This window comes from Microcoleus sp. CZ3-B2 (assembly GCF_036705055.1).
Lineage (GTDB): Bacteria > Cyanobacteriota > Cyanobacteriia > Cyanobacteriales > Microcoleaceae > Microcoleus.
Map to the genome: position 1 here is coordinate 35750 of NZ_JAUBTN010000034.1, position 16940 is coordinate 52689.

Annotated in this window: 3 protein-coding genes; all 3 read right to left on the minus strand. The window is 48.2% G+C overall.

What is annotated here, in order from left to right:
* Nucleotides 1-81: 81 nt before the first annotated feature.
* A complete protein-coding gene (locus QUA97_RS16545) occupies nt 82-3354 on the minus strand; it encodes a non-ribosomal peptide synthetase (protein ID WP_333195239.1) in 3273 nt (1090 codons plus the stop codon).
* A gap of 1 nt (nt 3355) precedes the next feature.
* Nucleotides 3356-8044, minus strand: a complete 4689-nt coding sequence (locus QUA97_RS16550) for an amino acid adenylation domain-containing protein (protein ID WP_333195240.1) — start codon at nt 8042-8044, stop codon at nt 3356-3358.
* Nucleotides 8045-8265: 221 nt separating this feature from the next.
* On the minus strand, nt 8266-16806 hold the full coding sequence (locus QUA97_RS16555) for an amino acid adenylation domain-containing protein (RefSeq protein WP_333195241.1): 8541 nt from the start codon (nt 16804-16806) through the stop codon (nt 8266-8268).
* Nucleotides 16807-16940 lie beyond the last annotated feature (134 nt).

Below are 16940 nucleotides of genomic sequence, written 5' to 3' on the forward strand. Positions count from 1 at the left end.
AAATTGGCTTTTGAAATCTCCTATTTCCCACCGAACCCTTAAGGAGAAAAAGGCTTTTTGGTTTTTTTACCAGCCCGATATTTACTCAGTCAGTATCACAGTTTGTGCTGACTCTCCATCACTCTTTTCTAAGAGATCGAGCAATTCATCTATCTGGTTAGAATCGGCGTTTGCCAGAATTTCTTCCTCGATTAGTTCAGCTAAATTCTGAATTGTGGGAGTGGCAAAAAAATCGCACAGCGCTAACTCTACCCCAAAGCACGATCGCACTCGCGATATTAACCGTGTTGCCATCAGAGAGTGACCGCCGAGGTCAAAAAAGTTTTGGTTCGTTCCTACTTTGTCTAGCCCTAAAAGAGCAGTCCAAATCTCAGCAATTTCTTCCTCTGTGGGCGTTTGTGGCTCAGTGAAGGCTGTTTCATCAGAAACGTAATCGCACCTTTGAGATAAGGCGAGGCGGTCAATTTTTCCGTTGGGCGTTAATGGCAGCGCATCTAATAGCACAAAAGCTGAAGGCACCATGTAATCGGGCAGTTTGTGCTTCAAGAATGAACGCAGTTCGGAAATAAGTTCTGGCTGCTGATTTCTGAACTCTGAGTTAGGAACTAGGTAAGCGACTAAGCGTTGACTGCCTGGTTCATTTTCTTGAAGCAAAACAGCAGCGGTGGACACAGAAGAATGTTGAGAAAGTGCTGCCTCTATTTCTCCGAGTTCGATGCGGAAACCGCGAATTTTTACTTGGGAGTCGCCACGGCCCAGAAATTCTATATTACCATCCGGCAGGTAACAACCGATATCGCCTGTTTTGAACAAAACTTTTTGATGAGAATTACCGAGAAAATCTAATTTTTCTTGCCCAAATGGGTTAGAAATGAATTTCTCCGAGGTTAAGTCGGGGCGGTTTAAGTAGCCTTTTGCCAATCCATCGCCCCCGACGTAAATGTCGCCGGGAATTCCTATCGAAACGGGTTGCAAATTGCGATCGAGCAGATAAATTTGCGTATTGGCGATCGGGCGACCGATTGGCACTTTCTCGACACAGTGAGTTGCATCGTACCACGTCACGTCCGCAGCTACTTCAGAAGAGCCATAAAGATTGATTAATACCCGCTGGGGCATCTGCTCTCGAAATTGCTGGCAAAGTTCCACCGGCAGAGTTTCTCCGCTGCAAATCCAATACTTTAATTGAGGCAAACGCCTGTCTAAATCAGGGAATGAATCTAAGATTGCGCGCAACAAAGAAGGAACCAGCACCAGTCGCGTTACATTTTGCTTTGATAAGGTTTGAAGGAATTGGTTAATATCTTTGACGGCTCGATCGGGAATAATGACAGTTGGCAACCCATGCAGCAAAGGAGCAAAGATTTCCCAAACCGAATCGACAAAATTTAAGGAGGTTTTTTGACAGCAAATATCTTGTTCGATAAAAGGATAGGGGTTCCAAAAACAGCGATTGACTGTGCCTCGGTGGGTGCCGAGTACGCCTTTGGGAGTGCCTGTTGAGCCGGAGGTGTAGAGGACGTAAGCGAGGTTATCGGCTTCCACTTTAACAGCGGGGTTGCGATCGCTCTCGCGGGAAATTTCCTGCCATTCGGCGTCGATACAGACGACTTTTGCGCTGTGTTCGGGGAGGGTTTCTAGGAGGTTTTTTTGAGTCAAAAGCACCGGAACTTTTGCGTCGGCCAGCATGAAGGATCGGCGTTCTTGGGGATAGGCAGGATCGATAGGAACGTAAGCGGCACCGACTTTTAAAATGCCCAAAATAGCCACCAGCATGGAGAGCGATCGCTCTAAGCAAATTCCCACCAAAACTTCGGGTTTTACGCCTAGAGATTGCAGGTAATGCGCGATTTGATTGGCTTTGGCATTCAATTCGCGGTAAGTCAATTGTTCATTTTCGCAAATTGCAGCCACTGCATCTGGGGTTCGCTCTGTTTGTGCTGCAAATAATTCATGAATTGAGGAATTTTTGGGGTAATCCGCTTGGGTGTCGTTCCACTGGACAAGTAATTGCTGGCGTTCGGCGGCGCTCAATAGGGGCAATTCTGACAGTTTCCGGTCAGGATTGAGAGTCATTTCCTCTAGTAAAGTTTGCAGGTGTGTGAGCATTCGCGCGATCGCACTGTCCTCAAAGCAGCTACGATCGAAAATAATTTTCAGCGTCAATTCCGCACCGGGCATTGCCATCACGGTTAGAGGATAATTCGTTGTTTCCAAGGAGCGAATATTCTCTACTTTTAAGTTGTGAATCTTCTCTTGCAAAGAAGCATCCGAGGGATAATTCTCAAAAACGACCAAACTCTCAAATAAAGGTAAACTCCGAGGAACTTCGCTCCACCCCTGCACCTCAACGAGGGGGCTGTACTCATACTGCCGCGCCTCAACTTGTTGCGCTTGGAGTTCTTTCAACCAGGATAAAATACCATCCTGCGGATCAATTTTTACGCGCACTGGCAGAGGATTTACGAACAGTCCCACTACCGATTCAACACCCATTAACTCTGGCGGTCGCCCGGAGACAACCGTACCAAAAACCACATCTTCCTCGCCGCTGTATCGGCTCAAAAGTAGCGCCCAAGCTGCCTGTACGAGGGTATTTAATGTTAGCTGATGCTGCCGCGTGGCAGATTGCAGTGCGGCGGTGGCTGTTGCAGAAAATATCACCTGCTGTTCGCCACTACTTTCTAAACGGTTTCCCGCGACAATATTGCATCGGGCGATCGCAGTTGGGGCTGCCAAACCTTTGAGAGTTTGCCGCCAAAATGACTCAGCCGCAGATAAATCTTGCTGGTGCAGCCACGCGATGTAATCCCGATAAGGGCGAGGGCGTTTGAGGTGCAATTCCTCGCCCTGGCATTCTGCTTGGTAAAAGGCAAAAACTTCCTTGAGGACGATCGCCAGCGACCACCCATCTAAAACTAAGTGGTGGTGGCTCAAAATAAACTGAAAAGTATCTGCTTCTAACTGCGCCAGTGCAATGCGAATTAAGGGAGCTGATGTCAAGTCAAAGCCCTGCTCGCGATCGGCTTTGAGGAATGTTTCTAGCTGCTGTTGTTGTGCGGATGCCGAGAGCGATCGCCAGTCCATCTGCTGCCAAGATAATGCAGCCTGCTTACGCACCGCTTGCACGGGTTCTTTCAACTTTTCCCACAGGAAACAAGTCCGCAAAATGGGATGTCGCTCTACAACTTTTTGCCAACTATTTCTCAACGCAGAAACATTGAGATCGCCGCGCAAAACGCACAGCAGTTGCCCGAAATATACGCCCGATTCTGGCTGGTAAAGGGAATGAAAGAGAATGCCCTGCTGCGCTGGGGAGAGGGGATAAAAATCTTCGATATTGCCTTTGGTCATATTACAGCTCTCCCAAAATTGCGGTAATGTTATCTAAATCGTCCTGGCTCCACTGGCTCCACTTAAACTCTGCAAAGTCAGAAAAAGTGCAGCCACCAGCGTCGGGGGACTGACAGTATTGAATTAGCGATCGCAGCGATTCTATAAAGCCCGTTGCTAAATTTTCAATGCTTTCTCGTCGGTGAATACTTTCGCTGTAGGTCCAATCTAATTGCAGCTTGCCGCTGGCAATAAATCCGTTAATTTCCAGCAGATAACGCCGATTTCCGCGCGGGCTGCGAAGGGGGCCACTCGGCTCGGAAGACAGCATTAATAAAGAAGCTTTTGGCAGCACTTGGTCAAACTGTCCGAGATAATTAAAGCTTACCTCAGATTGCGGCAGTTTGTGCAAATTTTTAGCAATTTTTGGGTTTAAATATCCTAGGACACCGCAGCCAACACCGCGATTAGGCACGGCGCGTAATTGCTCTTTCACTGATTTGAGGGTCGCCCCTAGATCGGAAGGTTTTTCTAAATTTAACAGAACGGGAAAAACAGCGGTAAACCAGCCGATCGTGCGCGACAAATCTACTGCTTCAAATATATCTTCGCGCCCGTGACCTTCTAAGTCAAGTAAAAGTGAGTTATTGCCAGTCCAGCGTTCAAATGCTTGACCTAAAGCAGTTAGCAATACATCGTTAATTTGAGTGCGGTAAGCGGCAGGTACTTCTTGCAGGAGCAGTTTTGTTTCTTCAACACTCAAAGCAACGGATACTGTTTTTTCAGATGCAACTAAATTGGCTGCTGTGGGGAAATCTATTGGCAAGCTAGAAGTTGGTTGATGAGAAAGGGCGAACCAGTAATCGAACTCTCCCTGCAATTCGGGCGATCGCGCCCACTCATGCAAGCGTTCTGCCCACTGCTTAAAGGAGGTTGTTTTGGGCGGTAGCGCCACTGTTTCGTCGCGGCTAATCTGCCCGTAAGCTGTCTGGAAATCCTCAATTAAAATTCGCCAGGAAACAGCATCAACCGCTAAGTGATGAATAACCAATAACAAGCGATTTGGCTGATGTTTGCCCAAGTCAAATAGGGCAGCGCGAAGTAATGGCCCCTCGGACAAATTCAAACTAATTTGCAACTGAGTGGCAGCATTTTGGAAAGCGGCTTCTCGCTCCTCTGGAGGTAGCGAAGACAAATCAATGCAGGTAAAGGTCGCAACCTCGTCGGGATTGGCGATCTCCTGCTGCCAGCCAGATTCTCCTCGCGCAAAACGCAGGCGCAGCGCGTCGTGGTGCTTCAGCAATTCCTGCAAAACTGACTCAATTAATGCAGGTTCGAGAGGTTGCTGCAACTCTAAAAGCACCGCCTGATTCCAGTGGTGCGGATCGGAGAGATTTTGCTCGAAAAACCAGTGCTGAATCGGTGTCAGCGGAACTTCGCCAATGATTAATTCTTGTTCGGTTAAGTTTAATTTGTCTGTATCGGCAACGGCTGCTAACTGTGCAATGGTTTGGTGTTGAAACAGTTGTTTTGGTGTGAGTCGCAACCCAGCTTGATTGGCTTTAGAAATGACTTGAATGCTGAGTATAGAATCGCCGCCCAATTCAAAGAAATTGTCGTCAATTCCAACTTGTTCTAACCCCAATACTTGCGCCCAAATTTCTGCCAGGATTTTCTCAATAGCCGTGGTGGGCGCGGCGAATGCCTCTTCGAGTTCTGGCCGATCGCGATCCGGTGCAGGTAGTGCCTTGCGATCGACTTTACCGTTGTTTGTTAAAGGCAGCGATTCCAGTGTCACAAAAGCAGCAGGTATCATGTATTCCGGCAATTTTTCTTTCAGAAAGCAGCGTAGTTCGTGAATCAGTATAGAATGCTTATTTTGTGCTGCTGAGTTAGCAATAATATAAGCTACCAAGCGCTTATCGCCCGGTACATCTTCTCGCACTATAACTACAGCCTGGGCAACATCTGGATGCTGTCCTAGGGCTGCTTCAATTTCTCCCAATTCGATGCGGAAACCGCGCACTTTTACTTGGTGGTCAATTCGTCCCAAGTATTCAATATCGCCATTTGGCAGATAGCGAGCTAAGTCTCCCGATTTGTACAACCGCGCTTTCAAACTGTCATTAAAGGGGTTTGAAATAAACCGATCGCCCGTTAATTCTGGCTGATTGAGATAGCCCCGCGCGACGCCAGCGCCACCAACGTAAATTTCCCCAGGAATGCCGATGGGAACAGGTTGGCAGTTGCGATCGAGCAGGTAAACTTGCAAGTCAGGAATTGGACGGCCAATAAGGCTGGCATTTTTACTTAAATCAGCGGCAGTCAGCGGCCGATAGGTGACATGGACAGTTGTTTCTGTAATGCCATACATATTGACCAGTTGGGGGTGGCGATCGCCGTGCCGATCGAACCAAGGTTTTAAGCTTTGCAAGTCTAAAGCTTCCCCGCCAAAAATTACTAAGCGCAGGCTTAAATCTTCGCCAATTCCGACAGATTCTTCTGTTTTTATCAACTGGTAAAATGCAGAAGGAGTTTGGTTGAGAACTGTGACTCGTTCTTTGCATAGCAAGCTGTAAAAATCTTGGGGCGATCGGCTGACTGAATAAGGCACGATCGCGAGTCGCCCCCCGTATAGCAAAGCGCCCCAAATTTCCCAGACTGAGAAATCAAAAGCATAGGAGTGAAACAGCGTCCACACATCTTGCTCGTTGAAGTTGTACCACGACTGGGTAGCAGCAAACAGGCGGAGGACGTTTGAGTGAGCAACTAAAACGCCTTTGGGGATGCCAGTTGAGCCAGAAGTGTAGATAATATAGGCGAGATTTTCGGCAGTGGTGCCGCTGGCGGGATTTTCTTTGCTGTGTTGGGAGAAAGCACTTTTATCCCCATCGAGGCAAAGGATTTTGGCGCTGCATTGGGGAAGGGTTTGCAACAACTTTTTCTCAGTCAGCAGCACATTTACCTGCGCGTCTTCGAGTATAAAAGCAAGGCGATCGCGCGGGTTGGCTGGATCGAGGGGAACGTAAGCGCCCCCGGCTTTGAGAATACCGAGAATGCCGATAATTGTATCGATCGCTCGCTCGACGCAAATTCCCACCAAAACTTCTGGTTTAACGCCGAGTTGTTGCAGGTAATGCGCGAGTTGGTTGGCTCGTTCATTCAGCTCGCGGTAGGTGAGTTTTTGGTCTTCAAATACGACTGCAATGGCATCGGGAGTTCGATCGACCTGCGCTGCAAATAATTGATGAATGCAGCGATCGCTCGAATAATCGGCGCGGGTGTCATTCCACTCTACCAATAACTGATGCCGCTCTTTTTCCCCCAGCAACGGCAACTCTTCAATCCGCCGATCGGGGTTGGCAGCTATGCCCTCCAGCAAGGTGAGAAAATGCCCCGCCATTCGATTGATTGTGGCTGCATCAAATAAATCTGTGCTGTATTCAAACTGACCGCTAATTTCTTCCTGCTGTTCTTCTAAATGCAGGGTTAAATCAACTTTTGCTGTCTGATTTTCAATATCTAAAAGAGTGAGATTTAGTCCGGCAATTGATTCAGCAGCAACGGGCGCACTTTGCAAAACAAAAGCAACTTGGAACAGTGGATTGTAGCTCAAATTTCGCTCGGGTTGCAACTCTTCAACCAGTTTCTCAAACGGCAAATCCTGGTGAGCGTAAGCTTCTAAACTCACCTCCCGAATGCGATCGAGCAACTGCCGAAAAGTTGGTTCACCTGACAAATCAGTTCGCAATACCAAAGTATTGACAAAAAACCCGATTAGCCCTTGAATTTCCGCTCTGTTGCGGTTGGCGATGGGAGAGCCAACGGGGATATCTGCCTGTCCTGTATAGCGATAGAGCAGCGTTTTAAAGGCTGCTAGCAGCGTCATAAACAGGGTGACATTTTCCTGGCGGCTGAGCTTTTTGAGGGCTGCCGTTAGCGTTTTCGGGATGAGCAATGATTCTTTCGCGCCCCGATAGGTTTGCACGGGGGGACGGGGGCGATCGGCTGGCAATTCCAGCAAGGGGGGAGCGCCACTTAGCTGCTTTTTCCAGTAGTTAAGTTGAGTTTGCAAGCGATCGCCCGCCAGCCATTCCCGCTGCCAAATAGCAAAATCGGCGTACTGTATGGAAAGTTCGGGAAGTGGGGATGGTTTGCCAATCGAAAACGCTTCGTAAAGTGCTGCTAATTCTTGCAGAAAGACTCCGATTGACCAGCCATCAAAAATAATGTGGTGTAGCGTCAGCAGCAAGACATATTCCTCAGCATCTAACTGTAGCAAATTAGCTCGCAACAGCGGCCCTTTGGTTAGGTCAAAAGGTTGACTAGCTTCTGCTGCTGCCAGTTTTTTGACTTCCGCTTCTCGTTGAATTTCGGACAATTTTTGCAGGTCTAAAACTTGCATCCCGAAATTAAATTTCTGACCAACCACCTGCACAGGTTGACCGTCTACAGTGGCAAATGTCGTCCGCAAAGCTTCGTGACGGCGCACAATTTCCTTGAAACTTTGTTCTAGCACTACTACATTTAGCCGGCCTTTCAGTAACACAGCCGCCGGAAGGTTGTAAAAAGGGTTTCCCGGTTCAAATTGATCGATAAACCACAATCTTTGCTGGGCAAAAGAGGTGGGAAATGCAAATACTTCTTCTTCGGAAGCATTTGCAGAGTCGCGAGTATCTGTTGGAGGTTTTTCGGAAAAATGCACCGTCATGGGATTAGTAGCTGGTAATTGGTAATTGGGATTGCAGCAGATATTTGGGGATTGGTTATGAGCACCGGAATAATATAGAGGACACGGCAGTGCCGTTTCCCTACCGCGATTAATTGTAGGGACACGGCACTGCCGTGTCCTGGCTGTGGGTAATATTAATTCCGATGCTACCGGATTTGATATTATTGGCTGCTAACTCATGACTCATCACTGATTTGTGGTTAGCGCAAAGAGGACAGTGACCTGCGGTACGCCGATCGCGAAACGGGAACGATCGCGGGTTCTTCAACGGCCGCATTTTTGTTTTTTGCTTCAGAAATCTTTTCGGCAAGTACGGCGATCGATCGCCCTGCAAAAATATCGCACAAAGGCAACTCTATCTGACAATATTCTCGTACCTGTGCTGCTAATTGAATTGCCAGCAGCGAATTTCCTCCTAGTTCAAAAAAGTTCTCGGCAATGCTTAACTGTTCGATACCGAGAACCTCACAGCAAATTCTCGCTAACATTGCCTCAACAGGGGTGCGCGGTGCGACAAAAATCTTTGCTTCTGGAATTGCGGCATCCGGTTCGGGCAGAGCCTTACGGTTAACTTTGCCGTTCGCCGAAAGTGGCAGCGCCTCCAGAATTATCAATGCAGACGGCACCATATAATCGGGCAGTTTTTCTCTCAGGAATTGGCGCAATTCTTCAGTCGCAAGGACAGCATTTTGTTGGGGAACAATATACCCTACTAAGCGCTTTTGACTGTGATTTTCTCCGAATGCGGTGACAATGGATGCTTTGACTGCTGGGTGCTCGTTCAAAGCAGCTTCAATTTCTCCGGCTTCGATGCGGAATCCTCGAATTTTAAGGCGGAAATCTTCTCGCCCTAAAAATTCGATATTGCCGTCAGGGAGGAAGCGCCCTAAATCTCCCGTTCGGTACAAGCGATCGCCCGTGACGGGGTGCGTGAGGCAACTGGCGCGAGTTTTTTCTTCATTCCGCCAGTATCCTTTTGTCAGTCCAACTCCCGCACAGCACATCTCGCCGGCAACCCAGACGGGACAGTCTTCGAGCCTTTCATTCAAAATGTAATAGCGTGTATTGGCGATCGGCGATCCGTAGGGAATGCTCTTCCAAGAGGGGTCAACCGTTTCAACCGGATACCAGATGTTCCAGAGAGTGGTTTCAGTTGGGCCGCCGACACTGACAACGCGACATTCACGGACGATCGCCCTTAACCTCTCAGGCAGCGTTATCGGTATCCAATCTCCACCGAGAAACGCCCAGCGCAAACACTCCGGCAACACTTCAGAACGTCCTGCAGCGTAATCGAGCAGCATTTCCATCATCGGGGGAACCGAGTTCCAAATGGTGACGCGCTCTTTTACCATCAATTGCGCCCAGTGAGCGGGGTCTAGCCGTTGTGCGGCATCGGGAATGACGATCGCTCCCCCGGCTGCTAGGATGCCGAAAATATCGTAAACGGACATATCGTGGTGCAGTGCGGTGACTGCGATCGCGCGATCGCACTCGGCCACATTAAACACTTGGTTGGTCTGAGCGATCGCATTGACTGCACCTCGGTGCGCGATCGCCACGCCTTTCGGCAAACCAGTTGAGCCAGAAGTATAAATCACATAAGCTAAATCTTCCGGTTGCTGAACTGATTCCAAAGCTTCGTTGCTTTCGGCCACCAATTCCTCAGTATCGAGACAAATTCGCCGCACATTTTCCGGCCATTCCAATCGCTGATTTAACTGAGATTGCGTCAAAACAATCTCAACTTCGCCATTTTCCAGCAAATACCACAGCCGCTCTTTTGGCAGCGCCGCATCTACGGGCAAATAAGCTGCCCCGGATGCGAGAATGCCCAGCACAGCGACGATTTGCTCCCATCCTTTTTCCATGACGACGGCAACCAACTGGTTAGGGCGAGCTCCCAGCTTCCGCAATCGGTGAGCGACTTGATTCGATCGCAGATACAATTCTTGATAACTCAGAGTGCGCGTTGAAGTAATGATGGCGGGTTCGTGCGATCGCGACGCGACTTTCTCAGCAAACAATTCGTGCAGCAATACATCAGGAATGGGTGCCTCAATGCTGTTAGTAAAGGCTTGCTGAAACTGCACCGTTTTCTGCCAAGTTTCCTCTTCATTGGCGAGGCGTTGCAACAGGCGGCAATAGGCGTCAAACATATCGTCAATCATCCCTGGCGGGAAGAGTTCTTCCACTGCATCCCAGCTAAAAGAAAGCCCCTGGGCGGTTTCGGTAAATTGCGCGTCGATCCAAACTTGCGGAGTTTGACCGATAATGTGCACCAATTCTCCCAATTCTTGAATGAGTGAAAAGATAGAAGTATCTTCCCCTGGCGCGTTTTGCGGATCGATCGTAAATACAACTGGCATCAACGCTGCCGTTGTACCTTGCGCTTGGGCGAGTTCTCGCAAAACGCGCACGCCGCTGACATATTGGTGTTCTAAATCTTGCCAAAGTTGTTCTTGCAATCGCTTGGCTCGTACTTCAAAACTTTCTCGCTTGGAGTTATCTATTTCTAGCAGAGTAAATGACGCAAATTCTCCGATAATTTCCTCAACTTGAGGATGGAGGGGAAGGCGATTAAAGCGCGGCACGTTGAGGGTAAACCGAGGTGTTTTGCTCCACAGGGAAAGCACCTCTGCATAGGCGGCGAGCAATAAACCCGTAGGAGTGAGGCTGGCGCGAGCTATGCGCGTTTTGAGTCGCTGCCAAGTTGAGAAATCTAAGCGATCGCTCCAACGTTTAAATCGCGGCTGCGTTAAGGAATTCGGGTGTTTGGCGAGGGGCAATTCCGGCGCTGGTGGCAGGGTTTTGAGGCGATTGCGCCAGTAATCTAAGGATTGCTGGTAAAATGGGGAGTTTTCTAAGGCGATCGCAGCTAACACGCAGTCGCGGAAAGACAGTTGCAAGGGCGCGTGAAGCGGAGCTATCCCGTAGGGAATCGCAGTATTGGGATTGCGGTAAAGTTTTACCAAATCGCCAAACAAAATTTGAAAACTCCAGCCGTCTATGCACAAGGCGTCAATGCTGATGTGGAGGCGGATGCGGCGATCGCTTATTTGCGAAGCGCAAATCTCAAACAGCGGCCAGCGATCGAGCGGCAGCACTTGGTGAGAAAGGCGATCGCGAATTGCTTCGAGTTGTTCGCCGGCAACTTTTGGATCGAGCGATCGCAAATCCAAAACCTCAATTTTATAAGCGGGCACGTTTTCCAGAATTTGCTGCTGTCCGTTCGGAAGTACGATCGCCCGCAGCATATCGTGACGCTCTACAACTCGCTGCCATGCGAGGCTAAACCGCTCTAAATCTAACTCGTCGCTCTCAATTTCTACATAACCGTGAATCGCAACATTGCCCATTTCAAAGAAGCTATTTCTCCCGATCCAGTACGCCTGCTGCATTTCGTTGAGCGGAAAGGGTTGGTAGCGATTTTGAGCATCGGGGGCGATTGTCGGCAGTAATTTAATAGGTTCTTGATATGGCTCGCTTTTAGTTTCCGCGATCGCAACTGCCAAACTGGCGACAGTGGGGGATTGAAACAAGCAGCGCAGCGATAGCTCGACTTGAAAGCGATCGCGCACCTTGGCAATCAGTTGAGTTGCTAACAAAGAGTGACCTCCCAACTCAAAGAAATTGTCATTGATTCCCACCTGTTTTAAACCCAGAACCTCCGCCCAAATCTCCGCTAATACTTGTTCTTCTAAAGTCTGAGGAGCGATAAAATCCGCATCTGAACTGTTAGTTTCCGGTGCGGGAAGTGCCTTAAAATCCACCTTGCCGTTTGGCGTCAGTGGCATCGCTTCTAAAAACATGAAACTGGCAGGAACCATATAATCTGGCAGTTTTTTCTGGAGAAAAGAGCGCAGATTTTTAATCAGTGCAGAGTTGCCAATGCTGAGTGCTGAATTTAAAACGAGGTAGGCGATTAAGCGCTTTCCGGCTGAATCTTCGTCACGCGCCAAAATGACGGCTTCTTGCACGTCTGGATGTTGGCTGAGTGCAGATTCGATTTCTCCCAACTCTATGCGGAAACCGCGAATTTTTACTTGGCGATCGGTGCGATCGAGAAATTCTAAGTTGCCATCGGGGAGATAGCGGACTAAATCGCCTGTTTTGTAAAGGCGATCGCCTTGCACTTTGCTAAAAAGATCGGGAATAAATTTTTCTCGATTCAACTCTGAACGGTTAATATATCCTCTCGCAACCCCTGCACCCCCGATATAAAGTTCGCCGGGAACTCCGATCGGAACAGGTTGCAAATTAGCATCGAGTACATAGGTGCGGGCATTTGGAATTGGACGACCAATCGGCAGAGATTTTGCAGTAGAAATATTTGCCGATAACTGGCACCACGTCGCGGAAATCGTTGTTTCTGTGGGGCCATAAGCATTAACAAGCCGCACTTTTTCTGATACGCACTTTTGCCACCGATCTAGCGACGCTGGAAGCGCTGCTTCTCCACCAATAATTGTCAAGCGCACTGACGGGGGAAATTCTTGGGTTTTGGTACTGAGCATGGCTGTGAATTCGTGCCAGTAAGCTGTCGGCAAATTCAGGACGGTGATTTCCCACTCCCGGCACTTTTGTAGGAAGGAAGAAATACTGTCTGACATGGAATTTTCGCGCAGTACCAGAGTTGCGCCTCGCGTTAAACAGGGATAAATTTCTTCAGCACTGACATCGAAGCTGAGGGAAGCAAATTGAAGAATGCGATCGTTCGCTTCAATGCCATATTCGACACTTGCAGCCTGCGTATAATTCGCCAAAGAGTGATGCTGCACCATAACCCCTTTTGGCTTGCCAGTAGACCCGGATGTATAGATAATATAAGCGAGGTTTTCTGGCCCAACGACGCTATCAGGATTTGACTGATGTTGTGGAGAAATTTTCTCCCATTCTGCATCCAAGCAAATCACAGTAATCTTCTGCGCAGGTAAGTTTGCTGCTAATTGTGTTTGCGTTAGCAGTACCTGAACTCCAGCGTCTTCTAACATGAAATTAAGACGTTCTTTGGAATAATTCGGATCGAGAGGTAAATAAGCGCCACCTGCTTTTAATACGCCTAAGATTCCGACGATCGCATCGAGCGATCGCTCCAGATAAACGCCGACTATGGCATCGGGTTTTACGCCGAAAGAGTGCAGGTAATGTGCGAGTTGATTCGCGCGATTATTTAATTCTTGGTAAGTCAAACTTTGACATTCAAATTGCACCGCAACAGCATCAGGGGTTTTCGCAGCCTGCGCTTCAAACAAACGGTGAACGCACCCATTTTGGGAGTAATTTATCCCAGTATTATTCCACTCAAAGAGTAGTTGCTGGCGTTCTGCTTCTGCAAGCATGGGCAAATCTGACAGTCGTGCGGAAGAATTGGCAACGATACTTTCTAATAAGTTCTGAAAGTGTCCTGCCATTCGCGCAATAGTGGTCGGTGAAAATAAGTCTATGCTGTATTCAAACCACCCTCTAATACCTGTTGCTGTCGCTTCTAATTCCAGCGTTAAATCGAAATTGGCTGTGCCGCTGTGAATCTGTTGGCAGTTCAGGCTTAAACCCGGCAATTCTAAGGCGAATTCAGAGGCATTTTGAAAGGCAAACATCACCTGAAATAAAGGCGAGTGACTTAAATCTCGATTCGGCTGCAATTCTTCTACCAACTTCTCAAACGGTACATCTTGATGCGCGTAAGCGCCTAATGCAACCTCTCGCACTCGACTCAGCAACTCTCGAAAAGTGGGATTTCCATTTAAGTCAGTCCGCAGGACTAAAGTATTGACAAAAAATCCAATTAATGATTCGGTTTCGCTGCTGTTGCGGTTGGCAATTGGTGAACCGACGAGGATATCTTCTTGCCCCGTGTAGCGGTAAAGCAGTGTTTTGAATGCTGCCAGCAATGTCATAAAGAAAGTAGTTTTTTCGCGGCGACTCAATTGTCTAATTGCCTCGGTTAAGTGCTCTGGCAATTCAAATAATTGCCGACCTCCCTTGTAGCTTTGAACAGCGGGACGAGAAAAGTCTGTTGGTAAATTTAGAACCGCTGCGCTGCCACTTAACTGCTGTTTCCAGTAAGTAAGTTGAGTTTCTAATATTTCTCCCTGCATTTGTTGGCGCTGCCAAGTTGCAAAGTCTGCATACTGAATTGGCAGCGGTGGAATCGCGACTAAATTCTTATTAGATAATCCTTCATAAAATGCAGCTATTTCCCGTAAAAATACGCCCAAAGACCACCCGTCAAAAATGATATGATGGGCGGACAAGAGCAGGGTATGTTCTATTTCAGATAGGTGCAGAAGCTTGGCGCGGAGCAGATTTGGCTGAGTCAAATCAAAGGGCGATTGTGCTTCTTGCAACGACAGTTCTTGCGCTGCTTTTTCGCGTTTCTCCGGGGAGCAATAGCTCAAATCTATCAGCGGTAATGGGAAACTTTTTGCATCAGAAATAATTTGTACTTGGGCTTTTTCTCCACCAGCAAACGCAGTTCTTAAAATCTCGTGTCGCTCGATAATTTTCTCAATACTTTGTCTGAGCGTTTCTGCATTGAGTTGTCCTGTAATCCGAACTGCACCGCAGAGGTTATAGAAGGGGTTTCCTGGTTCCAATTGGTCAAAGAACCATAAGCGCTCTTGGGCAAAAGAAAGGGGGATGTTTTGTAGGCGAGAAACTGCCTGAATAGACTCAAGTGTCGGCGCTTCTGCCAATTTTTCTAAAATTTTGGCTGTTAGTTGAGCAAGGCTTAATTTCTCGAATAAGTCTTCTATTGATAAAGCAATTTTGAGATCCGTTTCGAGCTGATTTTTTAATTCAAATACCGCCAATGAATCGAAACCCAAGTTACTAAAATCCTGTGCCGATGGGATTTGGGAAACGCTGACTTTCAGCACCCTCGCTACCTGCTGTCGCAAATAGGTTTCTAACTGTGCCTGCCGTTGTTCTAACTCGGCTGTCAGCAGATTTTCTCGCGTCAGGCGATTCTCTATTTCAACAAAATTAGATATCTCTAAAATGCTACTGGCGACAACTTCCAATTTGTTAGCTAGAAAGTCAGCACAGGCGGCGCGACGTTGAATTTTACCGCTGGTCGTTTTGGGAATGCTTCCGGGCTTAATCAGCACTACTCCATAGGCTTGTATTTCATATTCGATCGCAATGCGGGATCGGATGGCGCTGATAATTTCCTCGCTATTGGTCGGTGTTTTGCGAGATTCTATTTCTTGGACAATAAGGAGTTGTTCAATGCCTGCAATTTTTACGGAAAATGCCGCGATCGCCCCTAGCCGCAAACTGGGATGGCTCCGTTCTGCTGTTCTTTCTAGATCTTGGGGATAAAGATTGCGACCTCGGATGATAATCAAATCTTTGAGTCGCCCTGTAATAAACAGTTCTCCGTCGCGTAAAAAGCCTAAATCTCCGGTTCGCAAAAATGGCCCTTCGCTGGTATCTGAAAGATATGCTTGAAAGGTTTTTTCTGTCTCTTCTGGGCGATTCCAATAGCCTCGCGCAACTGTGAGGCCGGCTACCCAAATTTCTCCGACTTCCTGCGGCTGGCATGGCGTCAGAGTTTCGGGATTGACGATCGCAACTTTAGTCCCAAATTCAGGGAAACCGCAGCCGACTAAAGTTCTCGCGCCCCCTTCGCCTGTTGATGCTTCTACAATATGATTATTTTCCAGCGCCCCAGCATCAACAGCTAAGAAAGTCGGTGTTGTCCCGCTGCGAACCGTGGCAATTTTTAGCGTGGTTTCTGCCATTCCGTAAGCAGGACAAAAGGCATCCGCCTGAAAACCGCAGGGTTCAAAAGCTTTGGTAAATCGTTCTAGGGTTTCTTTGTGAATCGGTTCTGCGCCGTTATAGGCCACGCGCCAACTACTCAAGTCGAGCATTTTTTGGCCATCGCCCAAGATTTTGCTAGCACACAAATCGTAAGCAAAATTTGGCCCGCCGCTGTGGGTAGCTTTGTAGTGTGAAATCGCTTCCAACCAGCACATCGGGTTCTGAATAAACGCGGCTGGCGGCATGAAGTAAGAGGGAATTCCCAGATACAAAGGTTTGAGCAATCCGTCAATTAACCCCATGTCGTGAAAGGGGGGAAGCCACGTTACCGCAACGCTTTCGGCATCGTGGTGAAAGCCTCGGTGAATGTATTCGATGTTGTACAAAACGTTGGCGTGGCTCACCATGACGCCTTTGGGGGTGGAGGTTGAGCCGGAAGTGTACTGAAGATAAGCCACTTCGTCGGGATGGATGGCTGGCTGCTGCCACTTTTCGCCGTCATCGGAAAGCGCCTCTGCACTCAGCCAGTGCATCGCTTTGAGTTCCGGGGCTTGCTCGCACAGTTGCTCTAAATTTTCTAGGTGTCGTGTGGGAGCGATCGCAACTGTTGCTCCTGCGTCTTTGGCGATGGCGCTAATTTTCCCTAAATTCCGTTTCCGCTTCGGCGGATAGAGGGGAACGGCGATAACTTTGGCGTACAAACATCCGAAAAAGGCGGCGAGATAGTCCAATCCTGGCGGGAAAAGCAGTAAGGCTCGTTCGCCAGTCAGCCCCAATTTCTGAAGTCGCACGGCGTGCGATCGGGCGATCGCATCTAACTGTCGATAAGTCAAACTGGCGGTTTCAGTTTTTCCGTCTAACAGAAATGTATATTTCTGCTCTGGTTGGTGTAGCGCTCTGTTTTGTAGGAGTTCCACCAAATTAGTACAACTTTCGGTGAGTTGGTTTCCCTTAATGCTTGCGTCACTCATCGATTCTTTTCACCTAATAAATCTTGTTTGCAGTACGCCAACCAGTTCCGCCAAATTCTTGCCACATATACTTTCTGTGAACAGTTGTCAGGCGTTACCAGTCTCCCATCAGCGCGTTTTAGTCTTCAATTCGG

Coding starts and splice junctions, on each gene's coding strand:
- QUA97_RS16555 (WP_333195241.1), bottom strand. CDS start 16,806: ATGAGTGACGCAAGCATTAAGGGAAACCAACTCACCGAAAGTTGTACT.
- QUA97_RS16550 (WP_333195240.1), bottom strand. CDS start 8,044: ATGACGGTGCATTTTTCCGAAAAACCTCCAACAGATACTCGCGACTCT.
- QUA97_RS16545 (WP_333195239.1), bottom strand. CDS start 3,354: ATGACCAAAGGCAATATCGAAGATTTTTATCCCCTCTCCCCAGCGCAG.